Raw genomic sequence first — 26,386 nt, 5'->3', positions numbered from 1 at the left:
CAATGCCGTTCACTTAAGGAAGTATTGAGTCAGAGAGACCTGTGGCGAGGGAGCTTGCTCCCGCTTGAGTGCGCAGCACTCACAAAAATCGGCAATGGTTGTCAGATTTTTGGGGCCGCTACGCAGCCCAGCGCGAGCAAGCTCGCTCGCCACAAAAGGTAGGCATGACTGAAGAGTGTGTTTAAGTGAACAGCATTACTGTAGGAGCGAGGCTTGCCCGCGAAGAGGCCATCAAGACCGCTAAAAGCTTCGCGGGCAAGCCTCGCTCCTACATAAAAGGTTTCTTCAGGGATTACCGGGAAAAACCCATTAAAAGCGACCTCCATCTGTACTGAAAGCGCTACAGTGGAATGATATCAATACACCCCATCCTGATCACCGCTGTCCAAGGCTTTGATCCACCTAGGCTTTTTTCTTTGCTTCAGGCTGTAGCGATTTCGCTACAGCTGCAGAAATATAACGGCTTACGAAAACTTATAAGTTATTGTTTTTAAACATAAAAATAACATTGGCCGCCTTTTTGCTTAGTAACCTCCTATAAAGCAGGGTTTTTGCCCCTGCATTCCATCGCGTCCACCAGACGAGTCTGGCCCCCTTAGGAGTTTCCATGAGCGAGTTGCGTTTTACTGAAGATCACGAATGGCTGCGCACCGAAGCTGACGGCACCGTTACGGTCGGCATCACCGCTTTCGCACAGAACGCACTGGGCGACGTGGTTTTCGTACAACTGCCTGAGCTGCAGTCCTACGACAAAGGCGCAGAAGCCGCCACCGTGGAGTCGGTAAAAGCTGCCAGCGGCGTGTACATGCCTCTGGACGGAGAAGTGGTCGAGACCAACCCGGCCCTCGATAGCAGCCCTGAACTGGTCAACGAAGATCCGCTGGGCGAAGGCTGGTTCTTCCGCTTCAAGCCAACCGACGCCTCGGCTGTCGGCCAACTGCTGGATCAAGACGCTTACGACCGTCTGATTGCCCAAGCCTGAGGAGCGCCGACATGACTCAAGTCAATCTGACGACCGCCAACGAATTCATCACCCGCCACATCGGCCCGCGTGCAGGCGACGAGCAAGCCATGCTCAACAGCCTCGGGTTCGACTCCCTGGAAGCCCTGAGCGCCAGCGTCATTCCCGACAGCATCAAAGGCACCAGCGTCCTCGGCCTCGAAGACGGCCTGAGCGAAGCCGATGCCCTGGCGTTGATCAAATCCATCGCCGGCAAAAACCAGCTGTTCAAGACCTACATCGGTCAGGGCTACTACGGCACTCACACGCCGTCGCCAATCCTGCGCAACCTGCTGGAAAACCCGGCCTGGTACACCGCCTACACCCCGTACCAACCGGAAATTTCCCAGGGTCGTCTCGAAGCGCTGCTGAACTTCCAGACCCTGATCAGCGACCTGACCGGCCTGCCGATCGCCAACGCCTCGCTGCTGGACGAAGCCACCGCTGCCGCCGAAGCGATGACCTTCTGCAAACGCCTGAGCAAGAACAAAGGCAGCCACGCCTTCTTCGCCTCCGTTCATTGCCACCCGCAAACCCTCGACGTTTTGCGCACCCGTGCCGAGCCTTTGGGCATCGACGTTGTGGTGGGCGACGAGCGTGAACTGACCGACGTGACGCCGTTCTTCGGCGCCTTGTTGCAATACCCGGCCAGCAACGGTGACGTGTTCGACTACCGCGAACTGACCGAGCGCTTCCACGCGGCGAATGCGCTGGTCGCGGTCGCTGCTGACCTGCTGGCCCTGACCGTGCTGACCCCGCCGGGCGAGTTCGGCGCCGACGTGGCCATCGGCAGCGCGCAACGCTTCGGTGTTCCGCTGGGCTTCGGTGGCCCGCACGCGGCGTACTTCTCCACCAAGGATGCGTTCAAGCGCGACATGCCGGGCCGTCTGGTCGGCGTTTCCGTGGACCGTTTCGGCAAGCCGGCCCTGCGCCTGGCCATGCAGACCCGCGAGCAACATATCCGTCGCGAGAAAGCCACCAGCAACATCTGCACCGCCCAGGTGCTGCTGGCCAACATCGCCAGCATGTACGCCGTGTACCACGGCCCGAAAGGCCTGACGCAGATCGCCAATCGCATTCATCACCTGACCGCGATCCTCGCCAAAGGCTTGAGTGCACTGGGCCTGAGCGTCGAGCAAGCCAGCTTCTTCGACACCTTGACGATCAAAACCGGCGCGCAAACGGCGGCCCTGCACGACAAGGCTCATGCGCAGAAGATCAACCTGCGCGTGGTCGATGCTGAGCGTCTGGGTCTGTCCCTCGACGAAACCAGCAGCCAGGCTGACGTCGAAACCCTGTGGAGCCTGCTGGCCGACGGCAAGGCCCTGCCGGACTTCGCTGCATTGGCCGCCTCGGTCCAAAGCACCCTCCCGGCCGCACTGGTTCGCCAATCGCCAATCCTCAGCCACCCGGTGTTCAACCGTTATCACTCCGAAACCGAGCTGATGCGCTACCTGCGCAAACTGGCGGACAAGGACCTGGCCCTGGATCGCACCATGATCCCGCTGGGTTCCTGCACCATGAAACTCAACGCCGCCAGCGAAATGATCCCGGTGACCTGGGCTGAATTCGGTGCCCTGCACCCGTTCGCTCCGGCCGAGCAAAGCGCCGGCTATCAGCAACTGACCGATGAACTGGAAGCGATGCTCTGCGCCGCCACCGGTTACGACTCGATCTCCCTGCAACCGAACGCCGGTTCCCAGGGTGAATACGCCGGTCTGTTGGCGATTCGTGCCTACCACCAGAGCCGTGGCGAAGACCGTCGCGACATCTGCCTGATCCCGTCGTCCGCCCACGGCACCAACCCGGCCACCGCCAACATGGCCGGCATGCGTGTGGTTGTGACCGCGTGCGATGCCCGCGGCAACGTCGACATCGAAGACCTGCGCGCCAAGGCCATCGAGCACCGCGAACACCTCGCCGCACTGATGATCACCTACCCGTCGACCCACGGTGTGTTCGAAGAAGGCATCCGCGAAATCTGCGGCATCATTCACGACAACGGCGGCCAGGTGTATATCGATGGCGCGAACATGAACGCCATGGTCGGCCTCTGCGCACCGGGCAAGTTCGGCGGCGACGTATCGCACCTGAACCTGCACAAAACCTTCTGCATCCCACACGGCGGTGGCGGCCCGGGCGTCGGCCCCATTGGCGTCAAGTCGCACCTGACGCCGTTCCTGCCGGGCCACGCCCAGATGGAACGCAAGGAAGGCGCGGTCTGCGCGGCACCGTTCGGCAGCGCGAGCATTCTGCCGATCACCTGGATGTACATTCGTATGATGGGTGGCGCCGGCCTCAAGCGCGCTTCGCAATTGGCGATCCTGAATGCCAACTACATTTCCCGTCGCCTCGAAGAGCACTATCCAGTGCTGTACACCGGCAGCAACGGTCTGGTGGCGCACGAATGCATCCTCGACCTGCGTCCGCTGAAAGACAGCAGCGGCATCAGCGTCGATGACGTGGCCAAGCGCCTGATCGACTTCGGCTTCCACGCCCCGACCATGTCGTTCCCGGTGGCCGGCACGTTGATGATCGAGCCGACCGAGAGCGAATCCAAGGAAGAACTGGACCGCTTCTGCGACGCCATGATCCGCATCCGCGAAGAAATCCGCGCGGTGGAAAACGGCACGCTGGACAAGGATGACAACCCGCTGAAAAACGCCCCACACACCGCTGCGGAAATCGTCGGCGAGTGGACTCATCCGTACAGCCGCGAGCAAGCCGTTTACCCGGTAGCGTCGCTGATCGAAGCCAAGTACTGGCCACCGGTCGGTCGCGTCGACAACGTGTTTGGCGATCGCAACCTGGTCTGCGCCTGCCCGTCGATCGAAAGCTACGCTTGATCTAAGGGGGGCGAGTTGCTCGCCCCCCTCAAGAACACCGCACTCTCTGTAGGAGCGAGGCTTGCCCGCGAAGGCGATTTCATATTCAGCATTGATGGTGGCTGATACAACGCCTTCGCGGGCAAGCCTTGCTCCTACGGTTTCATCTAACGCCTATAACAAGAAAACCGGAGAACAACCATGTCGTTAAGCGTGTTCGACCTGTTCAAAATTGGTATCGGCCCCTCCAGCTCCCACACCGTCGGCCCGATGCGTGCCGCTGCGCGCTTCGCCGAAGGTCTGCGCCGTGAAGGGCTGCTATCGGCAACTACCTGCGTCAAAGTCGAGCTCTACGGCTCGCTCGGCGCCACCGGCAAAGGCCACGGCAGTGACAAGGCCGTATTGCTGGGCCTGGAAGGCGAACACCCGGACACCGTGGACACCGAAACCGTCACCGCCCGCCTGCAAGAGATTCGCAGCAGCAGTCGCTTGAACCTGCTCGGTGAACACAGCATCGCGTTCAACGAGAAAGAACACCTGGCAATGATTCGTAAACCGTTGGCCTATCACCCCAACGGCATGATCTTTCGCGCGTTCGACGCAGCCGGCCTGCAAGTGCGCAGCCGCGAGTATTACTCGGTCGGTGGCGGGTTCGTCGTCGATGAAGACGCGGCCGGCGCCGACCGCATCGTTGAAGACGCCACGCCGCTGACCTTCCCGTTCAAAAGCGCCAAGGACTTGCTTGGTCACTGCAGCACCTACGGTTTATCGATCAGTCAGGTGATGCTGACCAACGAAAGCGCCTGGCGCCCGGAAGCGGAAACCCGCGCCGGACTGCTGAAGATCTGGCAAGTGATGCAAGACTGCGTCGCCGCCGGTTGCCGCAACGAAGGCATCCTGCCCGGTGGGCTGAAGGTCAAACGGCGGGCGGCGGCGCTGCATCGGCAACTGTGCAAAAACCCGGAATCGTCGCTGCGCGATCCACTGTCGGTACTGGACTGGGTCAACCTGTACGCCCTGGCGGTCAATGAAGAAAACGCCAACGGCGGACGCGTGGTCACTGCGCCCACCAATGGTGCAGCCGGCATCATCCCGGCGGTGCTGCATTACTACATGCGCTTCATCCCCGGAGCCAACGAAGACGGCGTGGTGCGTTTTCTACTGACGGCCGCTGCAATCGGCATTCTGTACAAGGAAAACGCTTCGATCTCCGGCGCCGAAGTCGGCTGTCAGGGTGAAGTCGGCGTTGCCTGTTCCATGGCGGCCGGCGCCTTGTGCGAAGTGCTCGGCGGTACGGTGCAGCAGGTGGAAAACGCGGCCGAAATCGGCATGGAACACAACCTCGGCCTGACCTGCGACCCGATTGGCGGACTGGTGCAAGTGCCTTGCATCGAGCGCAACGCCATGGGGTCGGTCAAGGCCATCAATGCGGTGCGCATGGCCCTGCGTGGCGACGGTCAGCACTTCGTCTCCCTCGACAAGGTCATCCGCACCATGCGCCAGACCGGCGCCGACATGAAAAGCAAATACAAGGAAACCGCCCGTGGCGGTTTGGCGGTCAACATTATCGAGTGCTGATGCGCGCATCTGCACTATTTTCAGGAGCTGTATATGTCCACCGAACAACTGTTGAAGACCCCGTTGCACGCACTGCACCTCGAACTCGGCGCCCGCATGGTGCCGTTCGCCGGTTATGACATGCCGGTGCAATACCCGTTGGGCGTGATGAAAGAACACCAGCACACCCGTGATCAGGCCGGGCTGTTCGATGTGTCGCACATGGGCCAGATCCGCCTGACCGGCGCCAACGCCGCCAAAGCCTTGGAAACCCTGGTGCCGGTGGACATCATCGACCTGCCGGTGGGCATGCAGCGCTACGCGATGTTCACCAACGAGGCCGGTGGCATCCTCGACGACCTGATGGTCGCCAACCTCGGTAACGACGAACTGTTCCTGGTGGTCAACGCCGCCTGCAAGGACCAGGACCTGGCGCACCTGCGCAAGCACATCGGCGACCAGTGCACCATTGAACCGCTGTTCGAAGAGCGTGCCCTGCTCGCTCTGCAAGGCCCGGCTGCCGTCACCGTGCTCGCACGCCTGGCACCGGAAGTTGCGAAGATGACCTTCATGCAGTTCACCCGCGTGAAACTGTTGGGCGTGGACTGCTTTGTCAGCCGTTCGGGCTACACCGGCGAAGACGGTTACGAAATCTCCGTGCCGGCGGCCAACGCCGAAGCGCTGGCTCGCGCCCTGCTGGCCGAACCGGAAGTCGAGGCCATCGGCCTCGGCGCCCGCGATTCCCTGCGCCTGGAAGCCGGTCTGTGCCTGTACGGCCACGACATGAACACCGAAACCACGCCGATCGAAGCAAGCCTGCTGTGGGCCATCTCCAAGCCTCGACGTGCCGATGGTGCGCGGGCCGGCGGCTTCCCTGGCGCCGAAACCGTGTTCGCCCAACAGCAAACCGGTGTCAGCCGCAAGCGCGTTGGCCTGCTGCCGCAGGAACGTACACCGGTGCGTGAAGGTGCAGAGATCGTCAACGAAGCTGGCGAAATCATCGGCAGCGTTTGCAGCGGCGGCTTCGGTCCGACCTTGGGCGGCCCTTTGGCCATGGGTTACCTCGACAGAGCTTATACCGTTTTGGAAACGCCAGTTTGGGCCATTGTGCGTGGGAAAAAGGTGCCTTTGCTTGTAAGCAAAATGCCATTTGTTCCACAACGCTACTATCGTGGCTGATTGACTGTTTCTATAAGTAACGCGGTTGCGTTAACAGTGCACTAATCTGTAACGCAACCGCCATAAAATAGTGCATACGTTTCGTTTATGAACGCTACTTATAACAATCGAAAAGCAATGAACAACTCGATCGAATAAGCCCGCACTAGTGACCACTCTAATTGCCATCAACCTGAGGAAATCCGGGCCTTCGCGGGGCTTGTTTTTTCTCCCGTAGTTGGCGTAGAGTTTGTTCACTGTGTTTGCATGGGTCGCTTGGAAATCGTGACCTGGGCAGTAGCCTACAAGTTAGCTACATCCCGTTCGACGTCTTCTTACTCTCCTGCAACCAGCCCCAGTACTCTTTCACGAGAAGGAGACTGTCATTCATTTTTGCGTCAAAGGAAATAAGAAATGTCCCAACGTCAGAGCGGTACCGTCAAGTGGTTTAACGACGAGAAAGGTTTTGGTTTTATCACTCCAGAAAGCGGTCCGGATCTGTTCGTGCATTTCCGCGCTATTCAGGGCAACGGCTTCAAGAGCCTGAAAGAAGGCCAGAAAGTGACGTTCGTTGCTGTGCAAGGCCAGAAAGGCATGCAGGCTGACGAAGTACAAGCAGAAGGCTAATCTTCTGTTACGAAAAAGCCCCTGATGCTGACATCAGGGGCTTTTTTGTGCGCGCAAATCCGTAAAATGGCTTCTTTTTTCCGTTCTGAGGCAGCCATGTCGAAACACCTGCTCAACCCCCAAGGCGACTTTCCCGCCGTCGGCCTGGGTCGTCGCCTGGCAGCGATGTTCTACGACTTCCTGCTGTGCACCGCGCTGCTGATCGTCACCAGCGGCATCTACAAGATGATCCAGATGGCGATCATCGGCGAAGACCGGATGCGCACCCTGACCGAGGCCGGCGCCCTGGACGGTGACCCACTGCTGTCGACGGTTCTGCTGTTTGTGCTGTTCGGCTTCTTCGCCAAGTTCTGGACCTGGTCGGGCCAGACCCTGGGCATGCAGGTGTGGTGCATCCGCGTACAAAACGCCGACGGCTCATCCATCAGCCTGTGGCAGGCTCTCCTGCGCTTTGTGGTGTCGATCGCGTCCTGGTTATGCCTCGGGCTGGGGTTCTTCTGGTCGCTGTTCGACAAGCAGAAGCGCAGCTGGCACGACATCTATTCCAACACCCAGTTGGTGCGGATTCCGAAGAAGACCAAATAATCCTCCAGATGCAAAAACGCCCCGATCAACCCGGGGCGTTTTTTTTGGCTCACTGCCAACGAATCAGGCGTTACCCGCCAGCTTCATCCGCGCCGCCTGCGTGAAATCGAGCATGCGCTTCAACGGCCGAATCGCCTGCGGAATCAACGCCGGATCGACGAAGATCTCGTTGGTCCCCTCCTTCAAGCTCTTCAGCGTGCGTTCAAGGGTGTTCATCGCCATCCACGGGCAATGCGCGCAACTGCGGCAAGCCGCGCCGTTACCGGCCGTTGGCGCTTCGATAAAGACCTTGTCCGGGCACAGCTGCTGCATCTTGTAGAAGATGCCGCGGTCGGTGGCAACGATCAGGGTCTTGTTCGGCAGGCTTTGCGCAGCAGCGATCAGCTGACTGGTGGAACCCACCGCATCGGCCAATTCGATCACGGCGGTCGGCGACTCCGGGTGCACCAGAATGGCCGCGTCCGGGTACAGCGCTTTCATGTCTTCGAGCTGCTTGGCCTTGAACTCTTCGTGAACGATGCAGGCACCATCCCACAGCAGCATGTCGGCGCCGGTCTGGCGCTGGATGTAAGTCCCCAGGTGCTTGTCCGGGCCCCAGATGATGGTTTCGCCGTTATCCATCAGGCTTTCGACGATTTCCAGCGCGCAACTTGAAGTCACCACCCAATCCGCCCGGGCTTTGACTGCTGCCGAGGTGTTGGCATATACCACCACCGTGCGTTCCGGGTGCTGATCGCAGAACGCCGAGAACTCGTCCACCGGGCAACCCAGGTCCAGCGAGCAGGTCGCTTCCAGGGTTGGCATCAGCACACGTTTTTCAGGGTTGAGGATCTTGGCGGTTTCGCCCATGAATTTCACACCGGCGACCACTACGGTCTTGGCCGGGTGAGCATTGCCGAAGCGGGCCATCTCCAGAGAGTCGGAGACGCAGCCACCGGTTTCTTCGGCCAGGGCCTGAATGACTGGATCACAATAGAAGTGTGCAACCAGCACCGCGTCCTGAGCTTTGAGCTCGGCTGCGATGGCTGTGCGGTAATAAGCCTCTTCCTCGGCTGTCAGCGGCTTGGGCTGCTTGGCGTCGAGGTGGGCTTGAACCAGAAGGCGTTCGGAAATCTGCGTCATGTTCGCAAGACCTGCAGGCGCTTTCGCGCGAAAGTCGAGTATACACCCGGCTCCGGACCCTTCGGGGTACCGCCGGGAGAGTGAGTATTCATCAGGCATGGACAGCGTTGAAGCTGCGCAAGGCTACAGAATATCCGGCGGATGCAAAAGATGATTCTGACCTGCGTCACTCGGTGCGATCCCGGACCGGGACAACCTCAAATCGCGGGCAAAAAAAAACCCGGAAATCCTCACTTACGTGGGCCTTCCAGATTTTTTAAAATGGTGGGTCGTGTGGGATTCGAACCTACGACCAATTGGTTAAAAGCCAACTGCTCTACCAACTGAGCTAACGACCCGCTGTGTGGTGGCGCGTATAATACTGATTTTTAAGGACTATTCAACACCTAATTTGAAATAAATCAAAAATAAGGTGTCGGGTCGCTGATTCCGGCCGCCGCAAAGCCTTCTGCACGCAGACGGCAGCTGTCGCATTTACCGCAAGCACGGCCGTTATCGTCCGCCTGATAGCAGGAAACGGTCAGCCCGTAATCGACGCCAAGCTTCACGCCCGCCTGAACGATCTGCGCCTTGCTCAGGTTCTGCAGGGGCGCCTGGATACGGAAGCCATTCCCTTCTACACCGGCCTTGGTCGCCAGATTAGCCATGAGCTCGAAGGCTTCGATGAACTCGGGACGGCAATCCGGGTAACCGGAATAATCCACCGCGTTTACACCGATAAAGATGTCACGCGCACCCAGCACTTCGGCCCAACCCAACGCCAGGGACAGAAACACCGTGTTGCGCGCCGGCACATAAGTCACCGGAATGCCTTCGCTCGGCGCCTCCGGTACGTCGATGGAACTGTCGGTCAGGGCCGAGCCGCCGATACCGTTCAGGTTCAGGCCGATCACCTTGTGCTCGACCACACCCAAGTCGCGGGCAACACGCTCGGCGGCTTGCAGTTCGGCACGGTGGCGCTGACCGTAATCGAAGCTCATGGTGTAGCAGCTGTAGCCTTCGGCACGGGCCATGGCCACGACCGTCGCCGAGTCCAGGCCGCCGGACAGCAGGATGACCGCACGTTTTTCAGCAGTGTTCAGTTGTTCAGTCATTTCAGCGCCCCGGCTCGTCATTCCAAAGATATTTATGCAGCTGCAATTGCAGACGCACAGGCAGATTGTCCGCCACCACCCAGTCCGCCAGATCACGTGCATTCAGGTCATGGTGGCTCGGCGAGAACAGGACTTCGCCGGCACGCTCGTTCAAACCGTATTGAATCAGCTTGGACACGGCCCAGTCATAGTCTTCCCGCGAGCAGATGACAAACTTCACCTGATCGTTGGGCGTGAGCAGTTCGATGTTCTCGTAGCGGTTGCGGTGGGCTTCTTTCGAACCCGGGGTTTTCAGGTCGACGACGCGACTGACCCGTGGATCGACCGCCGAGATGTCCAGAGCGCCACTGGTTTCCAGCGACACTTCGTAACCGGCGTCACACAACTGCTTGAGCAAGGGAATGGCATTGGGTTGCGCCAGGGGCTCACCGCCCGTGACACAGACGTAACGCGGGCGAAAACCGGCCACTTGCTCGAGGATGTCGTCGAGCGTGCGGATGGTGCCGCCAGTGAACGCGTAGGCGCTGTCGCAGTATTGGCAACGCAATGGGCAACCGGTCAGGCGCACAAAAACAGTGGGCAGCCCGGCAGTCCGCGTTTCACCCTGCAACGAGTAGAAAACTTCGGTGATTCTCAATGTGTCTTGCATAGTCGCCACGGGCGTAACAGCTAAACAGGCTGTCCGCCTCCGTCAGGCACTTCAAGGAACCCCGCCAACGCGCAGATCCCAAAAAGCGTGTTTCATAAAAAGGGCATGAATTCTAACGAAAAAACCCGCGACAAGCGCGGGTTTCTTCAAAACGGGCCAAACAGGCTTACATGCGCTGCAAGTCCCGTTGCGCCAGCTGAGCGGCGGAAGTGCCCGGATATTGGGACACGACCTGTTGCAGAATGCCTTTGACCCGGTCGGTATGACCGAGACGACGCTCTACATCAGCGAGCTTGTACAGCGAATCAGGCACTTTGGGGTGCTTGGGGTACAACTGCGAAACCTTGGCAAATGCCTGACCCGCACCTTGCAGATCGCCTTTGGCCAGGTTCACTTCCCCCAACCAGTACTGGGCATTGCCCGCGTATTGGCTGTTCGGGTATTTGCGCAGGAATGCGGCGAAAGCCTGGCTGGCCTTGTCGAAATCCTTGGCTTTGATCAGGTCGAAGGCTGCATCGTAATACAGTTTTTCCTTCGCCGGGTCAGCCGGTTCGCCACCCGCGGCCGGGGCTTGAGCGGCAGCCGCTCCCGCACCTGCGCCGGCTGCTGCACCGGGGGCATTCAAATTGCCACCGGCGGAAGAATTATCAGGAGTCGCGGCTGGTGCAACGCCGGTTCCTATGCGCCGATCAAGATCCTGATATCGCTCCAGGTTCTCTTGCTTCATGCGCGCTACATCATTTTGCAGAACTTCAATGATGCCTTGTTGGCGCGAGATCTGCTCCTGCATCGATTGCAGTTGGTTGAACAGCTCGCCCTGTGCCGAGACAGGGGCCGAAACCCCTCCCCCGGCATAGGCGCCGTTCGTACCGTAACCTGCAGGCGGATAACTGCTCCCGCTATTGTTATAGCCGGAGTTGTCCTCGACCACAGGAACCGCAGCCCACACCGCAAGCGGTGCGAGACTGAGAGCCAAAATAGTTACAGCACGACGGCACGTTCGCATGACGAATTACTTACGCAGTTCGACGCGACGGTTTTGAGCCCAGGACTGCTCGTCGTTGCCGGTAGCAACTGGACGCTCTTCGCCGTAGGAAACCAGTTCCAGCTGAGCTGGGGAAACACCTTGCAGTACCAGGTAGCGCTGAACGGCTTTCGCACGACGCTCGCCCAGTGCCATGTTGTACTCACGAGTACCACGTTCGTCGGTGTTGCCTTCCAGAACAACGCGAGCGCCGTTTGCTTTCAGGTCTTTGGCGTGAACGTCCAGAGCGCGCATGGCTTCTGGCTTCAGGTCCGAGCTGTCGTATTCGAAGTAGAAGGTGGTGATTGCGCGCAGAGCAGCTTCTTCGCTCAGGGAGCCGTCAACTGCACCAGTGTTAGCGCCGTAACCAGCGTTTGGATCTACAGCGCCTTCACCGGCGTTGTCGCCGCCTTTGGACGAGCAACCTACAGCTACAGCCATGGCCAGAGCCAGCGCAGCAAATTTACCAAACTTCAGCATTTCCATCGTGAAACTCCTAATGAACCCCAGTGTGTTAAGTAAAACGTATAGCGCCGCGTCAGTTCAGGTAAGGGGACCAGGACGGTTCTCTGACTTCGCCTTGTGCGGTAGGAAGCGGGAGCCTCACGCGTCCATTAATGGACACGAGCATCAAGACTCCCCGGCCCTGCTGGCGGGTGGCGTAGATTACCATGGTGCCGTTGGGCGCAACAGTAGGAGACTCGTCCAGAGTGCTATCAGTGAGGATCTTTACACTACCGCGCTGCAAATCCTGGGCCGCCACCTTGAAGTTGGTGAAACCGTCCTGGCGGTGAATCATTACCAGGGTCTTTTCATCGGCCGACAGTTTAGGGTTGGCATTGTAGTTACCGATGAAGGTCACACGCTCCGCACCACCACCGCCTGCGCTGGTTTTATAGATCTGAGGCTTGCCGCCACGGTCAGAGGTGAAGTAGATGGTCGAACCATCCTTACCCCAGAACGGTTCGGTATTGATGCCAGGACCATTGGTGACACGAGTGATCTGACGCGACCCCAGGTTCATCACGTAGATGTCCGGGTTACCGTCTTTCGACAACACGAATGCCAGGCGATTGCCATCCGGCGACCAGGCTGGCGCGCCATTCAGGCCTTCGAAGTTGGTGATCTGCTCACGGCGACCGGTGTCGATGTTCTGCATGAAAATGCGTGGACGCTTCTGCTCGAACGACACGTAGGCAATGCGCTTGCCATCCGGTGCGAAACGCGGCGACAGGATTGGCTCGCGCGATTGCAGCAGCGTCACGGCACGGGCACCGTCGTAGTCCGAACGTTGCAGTGTGTAGCGAGTGTTCTTCTCAGAGAAACGCTCGGCCGTCACGTACAGCAGACGCGTCGAGAACGCACCTTTGATACCAGTGAGTTTTTCGAACGACTGGTCGGAGATGTAGTGCGCCATGTCGCGCAGTTGATCGACGCCGCCCGACACGCTGCCGGTCAGCACTTGCTGCTCGGTGGCGACGTTGAACAGTGCGTACTGCACCTGCAGGCGACCGCCCGCCGGAACAATGCTGCCGACCATGACGTACTGGGCACCCACCGCCTTGAAGTCACGGTAGATGATTTCGCTGGCCTGGCTTGGCTGGCTGATCATGTTCTGCTTTGGAATCGGCGCGTAGTAACCCGAATTGCGCAGGTCGTTACCGATAATCTCAGCCATGTCGTCCGGCAGCACGCTACCGCCCTGGAAGCCGAAAGGCACAACGGCAATTGGAGTTGCCTGGGAGCTGCCACTGCTGACCAGGATATTTTTTTCATCTGCCGTGGCCAGTCCTGCAAAGCAGAACATGACTACAAGCAGTCCTCGAAGAAGGTTTCTCACAAGGCTAGATCCTCAGGTGTGAATGTCATCTTGAATGAACGATAGGGTGCGAAATCAGCTGGCTTCAGACCCTGCATTTCGGTCAATCGACCAATATTTTTTACAGCCGCGACTGCAGAACTGTCGAACGGCGCGTCACCGCTGGAATGAGCAACCGAAACACCGGAGATCGTTCCGTCAGGGAGCATGTTGATTTGCAGAATCACCTTCATGCCCTTGCGGGCCGACGGTGGCTGCGCCCAACCTTCAGATGCTCGCGAACGAATCAGATCATCAAAGTTGCCCGCGGTTTCATCGCCTTGCTCATCCGCCAAAGCCTGCTGACGCTCGGTCTTATCGGACAGCAAGTCAGCCAGAGCCTGAGCCTTCTTGTCCTCTACCGATTTGCGAGCCGCATCTTGCGCTTTCTTCTTCGCGGCATCGGCAGTCGCTTTCTTCTTCGCGTCTTCGGCGATTTTCTTCTTCGCCTCTTCCGCTTCAGCTTTCTTCTTGGCGTCTTCCGCGGCTTTCTTCTTCGCGTCTTCGACGATCTTTTTCTTCGCTTCTTCAGCGGCCGCTTTCTTGGCCTCTTCTTCAGCAGCTTTTTTGGCTTCTTCTTCGGCTTTCTTCTTGGCTATATCAGCCAATTGTTTCTCTTCGGCCTTTTTGGCTTCGGCGGTCTTCTTCGCTTCGTCGGCTTTCTTGGCTTCATCAGCCTTTTTCGCCTCTTCCGCTTTCTTCGACTCGTCGGCCTTCTTGGCTTCCTCGGCCTTTTGAGCCGCTTCTTCTTTCTTTTGTTCCGCAGCCTTCACCGCTTCCTGCTCGACCTTCTTCTGTTCCATCTGCTCGACTTCGGTCTGACGCGCAGCAGATTTCTGCGCCTCACCCGCGATCTTCTGATTGGTCTGGGTGGTCGCCCGACTTTTCGATTTCAGCTGGTACAGGGTTGCCTGGACAATCGGCTTGGCCGGCGGCAGCTCCGGTGTGAAGGCGAAACTGACGAACAGCATGCCGAACACCAGCACGTGCAAGACAATCGCCCAGACACTAGGCCAGAAGTAGCTTTCCGAGGCGGACGGCTCTCGCAGTTGCTGCATCAGGGCGCCTCGGTAATCAAGCCAACATTACCGACCCCGGCCTTCTGCAACCCGCCCATGGCGCCCATGACGGAGCCATAATCGACGGTTTTGTCGCCACGAATGAACACCTGCGTGCGCTTGCCGTTACCGTTGCCAACGCGAATGATCTTGGTCACGGCGTCGGTCATTTGCGGCAAGGTCATGGCCTTGTCCTGCTGCTTTTCGGTGTCGACTTCGCTGCCAAGGTTCCAGTAGTAGGTCTTGTCAGCCTTGATCGAAATGGTCAGGACCTGAGTGTTGTTGTCCTGCGGCAAGGCTTCGCTGGAAACCTTGGGCAGATCAACTTTCACGCCCTGATTGAGCATCGGCGCGGTCACCATGAAGATGACCAGCAGTACCAGCATCACGTCGATGTAAGGCACCACGTTCATCTCGGCAACCGGCTTGCGCTTTTTGCGAGCTCGAGCGATTAAAGCCATTGGAAATTACCTGCTTATTCTTCGCTGGTGTGCACTTTGCGGTGCAGGATCGCCTGGAATTCGTCGGCGAAGGTGTAATAGCGGCCCAGCAGGGTTTCGCTGCGGGCAGCAAAACGGTTGTAGGCGATAACGGCCGGAATGGCGGCAAACAGACCGATCGCAGTAGCAACCAGTGCTTCGGCGATACCTGGAGCCACAGTGGCCAGGGTCGCTTGCTGGGCAGTCGCCAGACCACGGAAGGAGTTCATGATGCCCCAGACTGTACCGAACAGACCGATGTACGGGCTGACGGAACCGACGGTGGCGAGGAACGGCAGGCTCTGCTCGAGCTTCTCTTCCTCGCGGGAGATGGCTACGCGCATGGCACGCGCCACGCCTTCCATGACCGCTTCCGGATCAACGCCCGACTGCTGGCGCAGACGGGAGAATTCCTTGAAGCCGGCACGGAAGATCTGCTCGACACCGGAATCCGGATCAGGGTTGCTGCCAGCCTGACGGTAGAGTTTGGACAGGTCGATACCGGACCAGAAGCGCTCTTCAAAGCTCTCCAGGGCACGTCGACCGGCGCGCAGCAAGTTGCTGCGCTGAAAGATCATGATCCACGAGGTCACCGATGCGGCTACCAGGATCAGCATTACCAGTTGCACCACGACACTGGCATTGCTGACCAGGCTCCACATGGAGGAATGGTCGACGACGTTAGCTTCCACGCTTTATCTCCTGCTTTGAGTGTGTACCCGCGCCGCTCACGTCGGCAAAGGCCGCACGTAGAGCTTCGGGAATGGCCCGGGGTTTCAAACTGTTAGTGCGCACACAGGCCACCAGAAACTGCCCTTCGCAGAGCAGCACGTTATCCGTAGCCCGCCTGACCTGCTGCTTGAAGCGCAGGCTGACCCGGTTCAATTCAATTACTTCGGCGCTTACCAGCAGTTCGTCGTCCAGTCGCGCCGGCGCGTGGTAACGCGCTTCGCTGGAATGCACGACGAACAACAGGTCCTCCCCTGCCAGCGCCGACTGGGCAAAGCCCAGCTCTCGGAGCCGCTCGGTTCGAGCCCGTTCCATAAACTTGAGGTAATTGACGTAATACACGATGCCGCCGGCATCGGTGTCCTCGTAATAAACGCGACAACGATGTGCGAACGGCTCAAGCCCGTTTTGCGCGCGCATACTCTAGTGCTTACTCCTCAGGTTGCCAATCCGGCCAGGCAACTGTTTTTCATTGATTCGCGGCTTTCTGGCGAAAGTACCGTCCTGGGACAGCACAAACCCCGAATAAATCAGCACGCAAAGGTGATTAATCGTCCACGGCATCGAGGAACTCGTCTACCACGGGCATCTCGCCCAATCGTGACGGAATGTTTAAGCCGAAGTGCAAATACGCATGCCGGGTCACTACCCGCCCCCGCGGCGTGCGCATGATATAGCCCTGCTGGATCAGGTACGGCTCCAGCACGTCTTCAATGGTGTGGCGTTCTTCGCTGATCGCAGCGGCCAGACTGTCCACCCCCACCGGCCCACCGTCGAACTTCTCGATCATGGTCAACAGCAGGCGTCGGTCCTGATGGTCGAAGCCACGCTCATCGACATCCAGCAGGTTCAAGGCCAGGTCGGCGATCGGTTTGGTGATGTGGCCCTTGGCACGAACCTCGGCAAAATCCCGGACCCGGCGCAGCAAGCGGTTGGCGATTCGCGGTGTACCGCGGGCACGCCGGGCGATTTCAAAGGCGCCTTCCGGGTCCAGCGGCAAACCGAGAATGTTCGCCGAACGGCTGACAATCGTTGCCAGATCGGCGGTGCTGTAGAACTCCAGGCGCTGGACGATCCCGAAACGGTCGCGCAACGGGTTGGTCAGCATACCGGCACGGGTCGTTGCGCCAACCAGGGTAAACGGTGGCAGATCGAGCTTGATCGAGCGCGCGGCCGGCCCTTCGCCGATCATGATGTCGAGCTGGAAATCTTCCATGGCCGGGTACAGCACTTCTTCGACGATCGGCGACAACCGATGGATCTCGTCGATGAACAGCACGTCATGGGGCTCAAGGTTGGTCAGCAATGCAGCCAGATCACCAGGACGCTCGAGGACCGGCCCCGAGGTGCTTTTGATCGACACGCCCATTTCCTGGGCAATGATGTTGGCCAGGGTGGTTTTACCCAGGCCCGGCGGGCCGAAAATCAGGGTGTGATCCAGTGATTCATTGCGCCCGCGCGCGGCCTGGATGAACAACTCCATTTGCTCGCGAACAGTCGGCTGGCCAATGTATTCGGCCAGGCTGACGGGACGAATCGCCCGGTCCTGGACTTCTTCACGCTCACGGGGGCCACCCGTAGCGGCGATCAGACGATCAGCTTCAATCACTTAGATCATTCCCTTCAGGGCACGACGAATCATGTCTTCACTGCTCAAACCTTTCTCCTTGATCGCAGAAATCGCCTTGCTGGCTTCCTGCGGCTTGTAGCCCAGGGAAATCAGCGCGCTGACCGCGTCATTTTCGGCGGCAGCGACTTGTTGCGCTGGCGCATCCGGCTGGTTCGGCACCAACGCAAACATGCTCGGTACGGTTTCCCAGGCCTTGAAGCGATCCTTGAGCTCCACCAGCAAACGCTCGGCAGTCTTCTTGCCCACCCCCGGCACCTTGGTCAGCGCCGAGGTGTCCTGGGACTGCACGCAACGGATCAACTCGTCGACTTCCAGGCTCGACATCAGGGCCAGCGCCAGTTTCGGCCCTACCCCATTGAGACGGATCAGTTCGCGAAAAAAGTCTCGCTCACGCTTGCCGAAGAAGCCATAGAGTAACTGCGCGTCTTCACGTACGACCAAATGGGTGTGCAAGGTCAGCGGTTCACCGACCGACGGCAAGCGATAAAGCGTGGTCATGGGCACTTCCAGTTCATACCCCAGACCGTTTACATCCAGAATCAGGTGCGGCGGCTGTTTCTCAGCCAAAGTGCCGCGCAAGCGTCCAATCACGTTTCAGATCCTTGAGCGTTGGCCAGATCAGTGCTGGCGACTGACAGAACAAGGGTTTTGCGCCGACAACACAGGCGCAAAACCCTCATCCCACAAAAAATGATTGCTGATGCTATCAGAGACGCAGGCGCCCGCCACGACTGCGTGCCGCGCCCAGACCATGGGGCAACAGGCTGGAACGGGTGTGAGCGTGGCAAATCGCGATGGCCAGGGCATCCGAGGCATCGATTTGCGGCTTGCTGGTCAGTTTCAGCATGTGCATGACCATCATTTGCACTTGTTCTTTATTGGCGGCGCCGGTGCCGACCACGGCCTGCTTGACCTGGGTTGCGGTGTACTCGGCAATTTCCAGGCTCTCTTCGGCGCCGGCGACAATCGCCGCGCCACGGGCCTGCCCCAGTTTCAGCGCGGAGTCGGCATTGCGCGCCATGAACACCTTCTCGATGCCCATGGTGACCGGGCCATAAGTCTGAATGATTTCACGCACGCCGCGATAGACGATCTGCAGACGCTCATGCAACTCGCCAGCACCGGTGCGGATACAGCCCGATGCCACGTAAACACAACCACGGCCAGTATCGCGAACAATGCCGTAACCGGTGATACGCGAGCCGGGGTCGATACCAAGAATTAAAGTCATAACGCCTGCGAAGCTAGTGCGAATATCTGAGAGTAACCGTAGGAGCTGCCGAAGGCTCGGGCCGCGTTCGGACGATCTTTAAAATAAATAACTGTAAATCAAAAGATCGCAGGCTTCGCCAGCGCCTGCAGGGCTGATGAAGGCTGCGATCTTTATAAAGGCATCAACCGAGCTGCGCGGCCACCGCCTCTGGAATGTCCGCGTTGGAGTACACGTTCTGCACGTCATCCAGGTCTTCGAGCATGTCGATCAGCTTGAGAACCTTCTCGGCGCCTTCCAGATCCAGTTCGGCACTGGTGGTCGGCAACATGACGATTTCCGCATCGCTGCCCTTGAAGCCTGCGGCCTCCAAGGCGTTACGCACGGAATAGAAGCCGGCGAACGAGGTGAACACGTCGATGGAGCCGTCTTCGTTGGTCACCACGTCATCGGCGTCGGCTTCCATGGCTGCTTCCATCAGCGCGTCTTCATCAACCCCTGGCGCGAAGGAAATCTGCCCTTTGCGTTCGAACAGATAAGCCACCGAACCGTCGGTACCGAGGTTGCCGCCGCACTTGCTGAACGCATGGCGAACTGCGGCCGCGGTGCGGTTGCGGTTGTCGGTCATGCATTCGACCATCACCGCCACACCGCCCGGGCCATAGCCTTCGTAGGTCAGCTCGACCATGTCATCGGTATCGGCAGCGCCGGCACCACGAGCCACCGCGCGGTCGATGATGTCGCGGCTCATGTTCGCACCCAGCGCTTTATCCAGCGCCAGACGCAGACGCGGGTTGGAGCCCGGATCAGCGCCGCCCTGACGGGCAGCGACCGTCAGCTCACGAATCCACTTGGTGAAAATCTTGCCCTTCTTGGCATCCTGACGTTCTTTGCGGTGCTTGATGTTCGCCCACTTGGAATGACCCGCCATAACTCGCTCCGAATTTCTCTTTGAAACATCGCCCGCCACACAGGGAGTGTCGGCCAGCAACAAAAAAATCTCGACCTAAAGAAAAGGCGCATCCCACAGGATGCGCCTTTGCGGTCAGCCTTACTCTGCCTTTGGCGTTTCGCGCAGACGAATGTGCAGCTCACGCAACGCCTTGGCATCTACCACGCCCGGAGCCTGCGTCATCACGTCCGCAGCACTCTGGGTTTTCGGGAAGGCGATCACTTCACGGATCGACTGGGCGCCGGTCATCAGCATCACCAGACGGTCCAGACCGAAAGCCAGACCACCGTGCGGCGGCGCGCCATATTTCAGGGCGTCGAGCAGGAAGCCGAATTTCTCTTCCTGTTCCGCTTCGTTGATACCCAACAGACGGAACACCGACTGTTGCATTTCCTTACGGTGGATACGGATCGAACCGCCACCCAGCTCGGTGCCGTTCAGAACCATGTCGTAGGCACGGGACAAAGCGCCAGCCGGGTTGGCTTCCAGCTCTTCAGGAGTGCACTTCGGCGCGGTGAACGGGTGGTGCAAGGCGCTGAAGCTGCCGTCGTCGTTCTCTTCGAACATCGGGAAGTCGACGACCCACATTGGCGCCCACTTGCAGGTCAGCAGCTCGAGGTCATGACCCAGCTTGATCCGCAGCGCGCCCAGGGCTTCGCTGACGATCTTGGCTTTGTCGGCACCGAAGAACACGATGTCGCCATCGACCGCACCCACGCGATCGAGGATCACGTTCAGGTTGGCTTCCGGGATGTTTTTCACGATCGGCGACTGCAGACCTTCAACACCGGCAGCACGCTCGTTGACCTTGATGTACGCCAGGCCCTTGGCACCGTAGATGCCGACGAACTTGGTGTAATCGTCGATCTGCTTGCGCGGCATGCTCGCACCGCCTGGAACGCGCAAGGCGGCGATACGGCATTTCGGGTCATTGGCCGGGCCACTGAACACCTTGAAATCGACTTCCTTGAGCTGATCGGCAACATCCACCAGTTCCAGCGGGTTACGCAGGTCTGGCTTGTCGGAACCGTAGCGGCGCATGGCCTCTTCGAAGGTCATGTGCGGGAATTCGCCGAATTCCAGACCCAGCACTTCCTTGAACAGGTTGCGGATCATGCCTTCGGTCAGGCCCATGATGTCTTTTTCATCGAGGAAGCTGGTCTCGATGTCGATCTGAGTGAATTCCGGCTGGCGATCAGCCCGCAGGTCTTCGTCGCGGAAGCACTTGGCGATCTGGTAGTAACGGTCGAAGCCGGCCACCATCAGCAGCTGCTTGAACAGCTGCGGCGATTGCGGCAAGGCGAAGAACGAACCGGCGTGAGTACGGCTCGGCACCAGATAGTCACGCGCGCCTTCCGGCGTCGCACGGGTCAGGATCGGCGTCTCGACGTCGAGGAAACCGTTCTCGTCCAGGTAGCGGCGGATGCTGGTGGTCATGCGCGAACGCAGACGCAGCTTCTCGGCCATTTCAGGGCGACGCAGATCAAGGAAGCGATAACGCAGGCGGGTTTCTTCGCCAACGTCAGAGAACTCGTTCAGCGGGAACGGCGGTGTTTCCGATTCGTTCAGCACTTCCAGCTCGTAGCCCAGGACCTCGATCATGCCCGACGCCATGTTGGCGTTGGTTGCACCGGCCGGACGCAGGCGAACCTTGCCGGTGATCTTCACGACGTACTCGCTGCGCACGCGATCGGCGGCGGCGAAGCTCTCGGCACGGTCCGGATCGAACACCACCTGGGCCAGACCGTCACGATCACGGATATCGAGGAAAATCACCCCGCCATGGTCACGGCGACGGTGAACCCATCCGCAAAGGGTAATTTCCTGGCCTTCCAGGCTTTCGTTCAGTTGGCCGCAATAATGGCTGCGCATCATGGTAGTGGTTTCACTTCTCGTAATTCGAAATTCGGGTGGAGGTCTTGCCACACCACCGCACTTGAATAAGGTGCCAGATGATGCAAGAGCTCGCGCGTGTCGTTCAACCCGGGCGCTAGACCCTAGTCAGCTTTGTCGCCACCGGCCAGATTTTTCTTGGAACCGGTCTTGAAGTCGGTTTCGTACCAGCCGGTGCCACTGAGGCGGAAACCGGGCATGGACAGCATCTTTTTAAGCTCTGGCGCCTGGCAGGCAGGGCAGTCGACCAGCGGTGCTGCGCTGATCTTTTGAATGGCTTCCAACTGATGACCACAGGAAGCACATTGGTAATCGTACATCGGCATGGGGGTTGTCTCGGCGATCAGATTGCTACCGCGCATGCAGGGCTTCGCGGCAAAGAGCGGGATTATATCCATTAAATGCAGCCTGTGCAGCCGTAAGACTGCACAGACCGACACTCGACTCATTCAGCCGCTCTCGCTAAGCCATGACGGGGCAACTGCCCTCCTTCAGGCTGTGCACGACGCAGACAACCCGCACCAGCCCGGTGAAATTTTTCACCCCGCCATGGCGCAAGTGCACCTCGCGATCCACCTGAGACAACAGCGCACTGACCGAGCAGCAATTGACCTTGGCCATGTTGCCCAAAATATCCCAATAGACCTGCTCAAGCCGCAAACAGGTCGCAAAGCCATTCAAACGCACCGACCGGGATAAGGGCTGGGCCAGCCCCATATCGAATTCGCTGACAAGTGAATCAATCCTTATATCCTTGAGTGGACCGATCCTCCTCTCGTCTTGTCGTTCTTCATGAACCATACCGTTGACACTCCTTTGTCATCCTTGCTGCTTGTAAGGGCCATATTCCGTTTCCTTATAAAAGCGCAGGCGCAACGGTATATCCAGATGACTTTATGACCATCAACGTAGGATAAGCCAACAATGGAGGGGCGATCATGGAGCTCGTCCTAGGCCGGACGATTTCCTACGAAAACTGACGCAACATCACTCAACGAAAAGGCGAAAGATCCGAGAAACACAGCGCACGAATAACACTCGGCATCGTCATCCGCGCGCCATGCCAATGGAAACACCGCCGGACCGCCTGATTTGAGTAGCCGCAGGCTTTGCTGTTAAATAGGCAGTGTGTCGCTACCACCTATTTTCCGGGGGCTGCGCATAGGCTGATATCAGGTACGTGCCCAACGCCTCTTATTGTTCTGAAGCGAACCGTGCTCTATCAGCTCTTCCTTGTGATCCGTCTTAACGTGAGTTAATCAAAATGTTGAAAATCGTCCACCTGCTAATGGGCGCAGCAGCCCTGCTGCTGTCCTTCATCCCTAGCCTGCGATCCGAAGCGGTACCTTACCTGCAACAACCCGATGCGCTTTACCTGGCCTTTTTCGGCCTGCTCAACCTCACCCTCGCGCCTGTTATCCCTTACTGGAACAAAGGCCCGCGTCATCAATTGCAAAACCTGGTCAGCGCTTTGCTGGTTCTGGCTGTCGTACTGCAAACCCTGACGCTGATCGCTCCGATGCCTGTCATCGCCGGTCAACCTGCCGTTCTGTTCAGCCTGGTCGCTGCCCTGATCGCCGTATTCCTGCACCTGGCCATCAGCTTCTACAAATCTTCACCGGCCGCCGCCGCGCCAAGCTATGACATGAGCAACCGCGATACTGGCACCGTCAAATGGTTCAACACCTCCAAAGGCTTCGGCTTTATTTCCCGCGACTCCGGCGATGATATTTTCGTGCATTTCCGGGCAATTCGCGGTGAAGGCCACCGCGTTCTGGTGGAAGGCCAGCGCGTGGAGTTCTCCGTCATGAATCGTGACAAAGGCCTGCAAGCCGAAGATGTGATCGCCGCACTGCCGCGCCGCTGATTCAAGGCTAAAAAAAACCGCGAACAGCTTGGCTGATCGCGGTTTTTTATTGCCTGTTTCTTAGTAATGAGGCGGTGGCGCCTCTTCTTCTTCAAGCGTCGCAAACTGGCCGGCCATTTCCTCCTGCCGCTTGAGCAACGCCGACATTTGCAATTGCAGACGCTCGACCATCCGCTGCTGCGCCACCAGCACATCATTCAATGCCTGGATGGTGTCATCCTGAAATGCCAGTCGGCTTTCCAGATCGGTAACGCGTTCGCCCAGGCTCATGATTCAGCCCTCCAGAAACTTGAAATCGTCGGTCAATACCAGACGCAGTCGCTCGCGAATCGTCGCGATCTGCTCTGGACTGTATGGCTTGGCCTCCTGTTTGCCCCAGATCGGAGCTGGCCAGGCGGCGTCCTCACGTTTGCGCACAATCACATGCATATGCAACTGATTGACGACGTTACCCAGGGCCGCGACGTTCAACTTGTCCGCGTCGAAAGAGTCCTTGAGGATTTCCGCCAGCTCAGTCGTTTCCCGCCACAGCTGCTGTTGATCTGCGCCATCCAGCTGAAATATTTCACTGATATCCTCGCGGCGTGGCACGAGGATGAACCAGGGGTAATTCGAATCATTGGACAGCAGTAACCGGCAGAGCGGGAAATCGCCGATTGGCAACGTGTCTTGTTGAAGTCGTGGATCTAAAGCGAACACAGCGCACACTCCCCTCTGGTCATCCTTTTTCAGCTTAGCGCCCCCACCGAAAGACGGCGCACCAAGCGACAGGACGGCAGCATACCTGCGAATGCCATGCGCTTCACGACGAACTGCCGCCAGCACCGCCCTGCGGGCGCGCCGAGATGCGCCATTTTGATTCGGGACGCACCATGACGGAACCGGCCATCACGGAAAAAACGCCGAAACAGCCCATAAACAACGCACTGTTCGAACCCACGGCAACGCCACCATGTGTGAATTCAGTACAGGAAATAAAATTTTTTGCACCAAAACCGCACAACGCGTCTACGCTCAGTGCGTCAGCATCCGCCAATTACTCACTGACGGGGTGAACCGGTAACGTTTTTGGTTGTCACCTCGCAGCTCCAATGCGGTAACCACGATGCAAAGCATGGCGTCAAGCCTAAGAAAAACGAGCTTGAACCCCCCGGTTTTATGAGGTTTTTACAGCAACAGGCAGGCTTTCAGAAAAAAACAGCAACAGAATTCTGGTTTGTGCACGCTTGTTGCATTCACCCCCGTATCGTCTATAAGTGCTCCGCTGGAAGTGGAAGCCTTAAGGCCAATAAAAACAGTGGCAGGGTTGCCCGATGGAGATTCAAGTGCAGGACCAAGGACTCTTTTTTACCGATGCTCAAGCCCTGGAAAACAGCGCTGAAGTTGTCAGTCCGATTGCGTCGGGACTGTGAATTTGCGACATCTACCCAGCCATTTGCGACAGGGTCGTAAAGAAGCTGAAAGGTTAGATGTGCAAGTATCGCCAATAGGGTCGGCGTGATATAAGTTTGCGCCGACACAAAAAGAAAGAGCCGCCCAGATAATAAAACAGGTGGGACGGCAGTACTCTTCTAAAAACCAAAGGAGCAAATCACGATGCGCGTGATGAAGTGGAGCATGATCGCACTGGCAGTTGCAGCAGCAGCCAGTACTCAATTGGCTACGGCCGCACCTTTCGTAAGTGACCAGGCTGACGCCAAAGGTTTTGTTGAAGATAGCAAGCTCGACTTGCTGGTTCGCAACTACTACTACAACCGTAACAAGAAAGACGGCGCCGTCGATGACAAAGACTGGACCCAGGGCATCCAGGGCATGTACAGCTCGGGCTACACCCAAGGTCTGATCGGTGTTGGCGTTGAAGCTTGGGGCCAACTGGCCATTAAGCTGGACGGTTCCGACAAGTATTCGGGTACCGGCAACATGCCCGTGGGCAATGATGGCGAAGTCGAAAACAACCAGGGCAAAGCCGGCGCTGCCGCCAAGTTCCGCATCTCCAAGACCGAGCTGAAAATCGGCGACATGCAGCCAAGCACTTCTCCGGTGTTCGCTGTAGGCGGCTCCCGCATCCTTCACCAAACTGCCAGCGGTATCCAACTGCAGAGCAGCGAAGTCAAAGACCTCGACCTCGAAGCCGGTCACTTCTACTCGGCGACCAGTCAGGACCGAAATGCCCGTGATGGCGACCTGTGGGCAACCTACGCTGGCGTGAAAGCCAACTCCATCGACTACTTCGGTGGCAAGTACGGTATTACCCCAGACCTGAGCGTGTCGCTCTACGGTGCCAAGCTCGAAGACATCTGGAACCAGTACTACGCCAACGCGAACTACACCCTCGCATTGGGTGGCGATCAGTCGATCAACTTCGACGGTAACATCTACAACACCAGGGACACTGGTAGCGCTAAAGCAGGCGAAATCAATAACACCGCCTACTCCCTCGCTGCTGCTTTCTCGTTCCTGAAGGCACACACCATCACCCTGGGCTTCCAGAAAGTGAATGGCGATACTCCGTTCGACTATATCGGCGTGGGTAAAAACAACCGTGGTGGCGACTCGATCTTCCTCGCCAACTCCATCCAGTACTCTGACTTCAACGCCCCTGGCGAGAAATCGGTACAGGCCCGTTACGACCTGAAAATGGCCGAATACGGCATCCCTGGTCTGAGCTTCATGACCCGTTACGTGAAAGGTTGGGACATCGACGGCACCAACACTCCAGCAGGCAGCCCTTACGCTGGCCTGTACGGTGCAGACGGTAAACACCACGAAACCAACGTGGAAGTTAAATACGTAATTCAGTCCGGCCCAGCTAAAGATCTGTCGTTCCGCATCCGTCAAGCATGGCACACCGCCAACGCAGACGAAGGCGAAGGCGATATCTCTGAGTTCCGCCTGATCACCGACTACCCGCTCAACATTCTGTAATTGCAGAAAGTTAGTTCGCGGTAATCAAAAAAAGGCCCATCTTCGGATGGGCCTTTTTTATTGGCTATGTCTCGTCCTGAATAAGGTTTACACCTTCTGACTTATCTTCAGGAGGAACCAATGGATACGGGAAAAAGGCGCAGC

The 26,386-nt window shown here is 58.1% G+C and carries 28 protein-coding genes and 1 tRNA gene; 9 read left to right on the top strand and 20 right to left on the bottom strand.

The window, feature by feature from the left end:
* Window positions 1–185 precede the first annotated feature (185 nt).
* The 7 genes from AC07V0_RS26255 to AC07V0_RS26225 all read left to right on the top strand — a co-directional run bounded on the left by AC07V0_RS26255 (window position 186) and on the right by AC07V0_RS26225 (window position 7,752).
* The gene (locus tag AC07V0_RS26255; protein WP_018926485.1) at window positions 186–335 is read left to right on the top strand and encodes a hypothetical protein; all 150 of its coding nucleotides are present in this window, start codon (window positions 186–188) and stop codon (window positions 333–335) included.
* A 272-nt stretch (window positions 336–607) separates the two neighbouring features.
* Window positions 608–982: a glycine cleavage system protein GcvH gene (gcvH, locus tag AC07V0_RS26250; protein ID WP_018926486.1), complete on the top strand. Its 375-nt coding sequence runs from the start codon at window positions 608–610 to the stop codon at window positions 980–982.
* Window positions 983–993: 11 nt separating this feature from the next.
* Entirely contained in the window at window positions 994–3,846 is a 2,853-nt protein-coding gene (gene gcvP, locus AC07V0_RS26245; RefSeq protein ID WP_086944501.1) for an aminomethyl-transferring glycine dehydrogenase, read from the top strand.
* A 180-nt stretch (window positions 3,847–4,026) separates the two neighbouring features.
* A complete protein-coding gene (locus AC07V0_RS26240) occupies window positions 4,027–5,403 on the top strand; it encodes an L-serine ammonia-lyase (RefSeq protein WP_192351703.1) in 1,377 nt (458 codons plus the stop codon).
* 33 nt (window positions 5,404–5,436) lie between these two features.
* Window positions 5,437–6,561, top strand: coding sequence for a glycine cleavage system aminomethyltransferase GcvT (gene gcvT / locus AC07V0_RS26235; protein ID WP_495020052.1), 1,125 nt, complete (start codon window positions 5,437–5,439; stop codon window positions 6,559–6,561).
* A gap of 393 nt (window positions 6,562–6,954) precedes the next feature.
* Window positions 6,955–7,167 carry a cold-shock protein gene (locus AC07V0_RS26230; protein ID WP_007934683.1) on the top strand — a complete coding sequence of 71 codons (213 nt, stop codon included), beginning with the start codon at window positions 6,955–6,957 and terminating at the stop codon, window positions 7,165–7,167.
* Window positions 7,168–7,263: 96 nt separating this feature from the next.
* Window positions 7,264–7,752 carry an RDD family protein gene (locus tag AC07V0_RS26225; protein ID WP_086944499.1) on the top strand — a complete coding sequence of 163 codons (489 nt, stop codon included), beginning with the start codon at window positions 7,264–7,266 and terminating at the stop codon, window positions 7,750–7,752.
* Between the two features lie 63 nt (window positions 7,753–7,815).
* Here the strand turns inward: AC07V0_RS26225 and nadA are convergent, their stop codons facing one another.
* The 18 genes from nadA to AC07V0_RS26135 form a co-directional block, all read right to left on the bottom strand.
* The gene (nadA, locus tag AC07V0_RS26220) at window positions 7,816–8,874 is read right to left on the bottom strand and encodes a quinolinate synthase NadA (protein ID WP_018926491.1); all 1,059 of its coding nucleotides are present in this window, start codon (window positions 8,872–8,874) and stop codon (window positions 7,816–7,818) included.
* Window positions 8,875–9,136: 262 nt separating this feature from the next.
* Window positions 9,137–9,212, bottom strand: a tRNA-Lys gene (locus AC07V0_RS26215).
* A gap of 63 nt (window positions 9,213–9,275) precedes the next feature.
* On the bottom strand, window positions 9,276–9,968 hold the full coding sequence (gene queC / locus AC07V0_RS26210; RefSeq protein ID WP_064616361.1) for a 7-cyano-7-deazaguanine synthase QueC: 693 nt from the start codon (window positions 9,966–9,968) through the stop codon (window positions 9,276–9,278).
* A gap of 1 nt (window position 9,969) precedes the next feature.
* The gene (queE, locus tag AC07V0_RS26205; protein ID WP_086944498.1) at window positions 9,970–10,617 is read right to left on the bottom strand and encodes a 7-carboxy-7-deazaguanine synthase QueE; all 648 of its coding nucleotides are present in this window, start codon (window positions 10,615–10,617) and stop codon (window positions 9,970–9,972) included.
* A 166-nt stretch (window positions 10,618–10,783) separates the two neighbouring features.
* A complete protein-coding gene (gene ybgF / locus AC07V0_RS26200) occupies window positions 10,784–11,623 on the bottom strand; it encodes a tol-pal system protein YbgF (protein WP_026286449.1) in 840 nt (279 codons plus the stop codon).
* Window positions 11,624–11,629: 6 nt separating this feature from the next.
* The gene (pal, locus tag AC07V0_RS26195) at window positions 11,630–12,127 is read right to left on the bottom strand and encodes a peptidoglycan-associated lipoprotein Pal (RefSeq protein ID WP_003178634.1); all 498 of its coding nucleotides are present in this window, start codon (window positions 12,125–12,127) and stop codon (window positions 11,630–11,632) included.
* Between the two features lie 52 nt (window positions 12,128–12,179).
* Window positions 12,180–13,448 carry a Tol-Pal system beta propeller repeat protein TolB gene (gene tolB / locus AC07V0_RS26190; RefSeq protein WP_018926495.1) on the bottom strand — a complete coding sequence of 423 codons (1,269 nt, stop codon included), beginning with the start codon at window positions 13,446–13,448 and terminating at the stop codon, window positions 12,180–12,182.
* 29 nt (window positions 13,449–13,477) lie between these two features.
* Window positions 13,478–14,557 carry a cell envelope integrity protein TolA gene (gene tolA / locus AC07V0_RS26185; protein WP_018926496.1) on the bottom strand — a complete coding sequence of 360 codons (1,080 nt, stop codon included), beginning with the start codon at window positions 14,555–14,557 and terminating at the stop codon, window positions 13,478–13,480.
* Window positions 14,557–15,009: a protein TolR gene (tolR, locus tag AC07V0_RS26180; protein WP_167331185.1), complete on the bottom strand. Its 453-nt coding sequence runs from the start codon at window positions 15,007–15,009 to the stop codon at window positions 14,557–14,559. Before tolR ends, tolA begins: the two co-directional genes overlap by 1 nt.
* Before the next feature lie 23 nt (window positions 15,010–15,032).
* Entirely contained in the window at window positions 15,033–15,728 is a 696-nt protein-coding gene (gene tolQ, locus AC07V0_RS26175; RefSeq protein ID WP_018926498.1) for a protein TolQ, read from the bottom strand.
* A complete protein-coding gene (gene ybgC / locus AC07V0_RS26170; protein ID WP_007933231.1) occupies window positions 15,718–16,185 on the bottom strand; it encodes a tol-pal system-associated acyl-CoA thioesterase in 468 nt (155 codons plus the stop codon). Before ybgC ends, tolQ begins: the two co-directional genes overlap by 11 nt.
* A 127-nt stretch (window positions 16,186–16,312) precedes the next feature.
* A complete protein-coding gene (ruvB, locus tag AC07V0_RS26165; protein ID WP_018926499.1) occupies window positions 16,313–17,374 on the bottom strand; it encodes a Holliday junction branch migration DNA helicase RuvB in 1,062 nt (353 codons plus the stop codon).
* Window positions 17,375–17,986, bottom strand: coding sequence for a Holliday junction branch migration protein RuvA (gene ruvA / locus AC07V0_RS26160; protein ID WP_007933256.1), 612 nt, complete (start codon window positions 17,984–17,986; stop codon window positions 17,375–17,377).
* 115 nt (window positions 17,987–18,101) lie between these two features.
* The gene (gene ruvC / locus AC07V0_RS26155; RefSeq protein WP_018926500.1) at window positions 18,102–18,626 is read right to left on the bottom strand and encodes a crossover junction endodeoxyribonuclease RuvC; all 525 of its coding nucleotides are present in this window, start codon (window positions 18,624–18,626) and stop codon (window positions 18,102–18,104) included.
* A gap of 163 nt (window positions 18,627–18,789) precedes the next feature.
* Window positions 18,790–19,536 carry a YebC/PmpR family DNA-binding transcriptional regulator gene (locus AC07V0_RS26150; RefSeq protein ID WP_018926501.1) on the bottom strand — a complete coding sequence of 249 codons (747 nt, stop codon included), beginning with the start codon at window positions 19,534–19,536 and terminating at the stop codon, window positions 18,790–18,792.
* Between the two features lie 120 nt (window positions 19,537–19,656).
* The gene (gene aspS, locus AC07V0_RS26145) at window positions 19,657–21,432 is read right to left on the bottom strand and encodes an aspartate--tRNA ligase (protein WP_018926502.1); all 1,776 of its coding nucleotides are present in this window, start codon (window positions 21,430–21,432) and stop codon (window positions 19,657–19,659) included.
* Window positions 21,433–21,554: 122 nt separating this feature from the next.
* Window positions 21,555–21,776, bottom strand: coding sequence for an FmdB family zinc ribbon protein (locus tag AC07V0_RS26140; protein WP_010457489.1), 222 nt, complete (start codon window positions 21,774–21,776; stop codon window positions 21,555–21,557).
* 136 nt (window positions 21,777–21,912) lie between these two features.
* Window positions 21,913–22,251, bottom strand: a complete 339-nt coding sequence (locus AC07V0_RS26135) for a ribbon-helix-helix domain-containing protein (RefSeq protein WP_064616357.1) — start codon at window positions 22,249–22,251, stop codon at window positions 21,913–21,915.
* Window positions 22,252–22,714: 463 nt separating this feature from the next.
* Here AC07V0_RS26135 and AC07V0_RS26130 point away from each other — a divergent pair, with 463 nt between their 5' ends.
* Window positions 22,715–23,317 carry a cold-shock protein gene (locus AC07V0_RS26130; RefSeq protein ID WP_019651434.1) on the top strand — a complete coding sequence of 201 codons (603 nt, stop codon included), beginning with the start codon at window positions 22,715–22,717 and terminating at the stop codon, window positions 23,315–23,317.
* A 60-nt stretch (window positions 23,318–23,377) separates the two neighbouring features.
* On the opposite strand, the gene AC07V0_RS26125 is transcribed toward AC07V0_RS26130, so the two are convergent.
* Both AC07V0_RS26125 and AC07V0_RS26120 read right to left on the bottom strand, forming a co-directional pair.
* Complete coding sequence (locus AC07V0_RS26125; RefSeq protein WP_018926506.1) at window positions 23,378–23,587, bottom strand: SlyX family protein; 210 nt, start codon at window positions 23,585–23,587, stop codon at window positions 23,378–23,380.
* 3 nt (window positions 23,588–23,590) lie between these two features.
* Window positions 23,591–24,016, bottom strand: a complete 426-nt coding sequence (locus AC07V0_RS26120; RefSeq protein ID WP_018926507.1) for an HIT family protein — start codon at window positions 24,014–24,016, stop codon at window positions 23,591–23,593.
* Between the two features lie 897 nt (window positions 24,017–24,913).
* Between AC07V0_RS26120 and AC07V0_RS26115 the strand changes: the two genes are divergently transcribed.
* Complete coding sequence (locus AC07V0_RS26115) at window positions 24,914–26,242, top strand: OprD family porin (RefSeq protein ID WP_018926508.1); 1,329 nt, start codon at window positions 24,914–24,916, stop codon at window positions 26,240–26,242.
* Window positions 26,243–26,386: the final 144 nt, after the last annotated feature.

Source organism: Pseudomonas sp. GW821-FHT01E10 (assembly GCF_059422365.1).
The sequence above is the reverse complement of the archived record's forward strand: the minus strand, read 5'-3'. Positions and strand labels throughout refer to the sequence as shown.

Bases quoted from the DNA above. Each gene is read 5' to 3' on its own strand.
- gcvH (WP_018926486.1), top strand. From the start codon at position 608: ATGAGCGAGTTGCGTTTTACTGAAGATCACGAATGGCTGCGCACCGAA.
- gcvP (WP_086944501.1), top strand. From the start codon at position 994: ATGACTCAAGTCAATCTGACGACCGCCAACGAATTCATCACCCGCCAC.
- AC07V0_RS26240 (WP_192351703.1), top strand. From the start codon at position 4,027: ATGTCGTTAAGCGTGTTCGACCTGTTCAAAATTGGTATCGGCCCCTCC.
- gcvT (WP_495020052.1), top strand. From the start codon at position 5,437: ATGTCCACCGAACAACTGTTGAAGACCCCGTTGCACGCACTGCACCTC.
- AC07V0_RS26230 (WP_007934683.1), top strand. From the start codon at position 6,955: ATGTCCCAACGTCAGAGCGGTACCGTCAAGTGGTTTAACGACGAGAAA.
- AC07V0_RS26225 (WP_086944499.1), top strand. From the start codon at position 7,264: ATGTCGAAACACCTGCTCAACCCCCAAGGCGACTTTCCCGCCGTCGGC.
- nadA (WP_018926491.1), bottom strand. From the start codon at position 8,874: ATGACGCAGATTTCCGAACGCCTTCTGGTTCAAGCCCACCTCGACGCC.
- queC (WP_064616361.1), bottom strand. From the start codon at position 9,968: ATGACTGAACAACTGAACACTGCTGAAAAACGTGCGGTCATCCTGCTG.
- queE (WP_086944498.1), bottom strand. From the start codon at position 10,617: ATGCAAGACACATTGAGAATCACCGAAGTTTTCTACTCGTTGCAGGGT.
- ybgF (WP_026286449.1), bottom strand. From the start codon at position 11,623: ATGCGAACGTGCCGTCGTGCTGTAACTATTTTGGCTCTCAGTCTCGCA.
- pal (WP_003178634.1), bottom strand. From the start codon at position 12,127: ATGGAAATGCTGAAGTTTGGTAAATTTGCTGCGCTGGCTCTGGCCATG.
- tolB (WP_018926495.1), bottom strand. From the start codon at position 13,448: ATGTTCTGCTTTGCAGGACTGGCCACGGCAGATGAAAAAAATATCCTG.
- tolA (WP_018926496.1), bottom strand. From the start codon at position 14,557: ATGCAGCAACTGCGAGAGCCGTCCGCCTCGGAAAGCTACTTCTGGCCT.
- ybgC (WP_007933231.1), bottom strand. From the start codon at position 16,185: ATGCGCGCGCAAAACGGGCTTGAGCCGTTCGCACATCGTTGTCGCGTT.
- ruvC (WP_018926500.1), bottom strand. From the start codon at position 18,626: ATGACTTTAATTCTTGGTATCGACCCCGGCTCGCGTATCACCGGTTAC.
- AC07V0_RS26150 (WP_018926501.1), bottom strand. From the start codon at position 19,536: ATGGCGGGTCATTCCAAGTGGGCGAACATCAAGCACCGCAAAGAACGT.
- aspS (WP_018926502.1), bottom strand. From the start codon at position 21,432: ATGATGCGCAGCCATTATTGCGGCCAACTGAACGAAAGCCTGGAAGGC.
- AC07V0_RS26140 (WP_010457489.1), bottom strand. From the start codon at position 21,776: ATGCCGATGTACGATTACCAATGTGCTTCCTGTGGTCATCAGTTGGAA.
- AC07V0_RS26135 (WP_064616357.1), bottom strand. From the start codon at position 22,251: ATGGTTCATGAAGAACGACAAGACGAGAGGAGGATCGGTCCACTCAAG.
- AC07V0_RS26130 (WP_019651434.1), top strand. From the start codon at position 22,715: ATGTTGAAAATCGTCCACCTGCTAATGGGCGCAGCAGCCCTGCTGCTG.
- AC07V0_RS26125 (WP_018926506.1), bottom strand. From the start codon at position 23,587: ATGAGCCTGGGCGAACGCGTTACCGATCTGGAAAGCCGACTGGCATTT.
- AC07V0_RS26115 (WP_018926508.1), top strand. From the start codon at position 24,914: ATGCGCGTGATGAAGTGGAGCATGATCGCACTGGCAGTTGCAGCAGCA.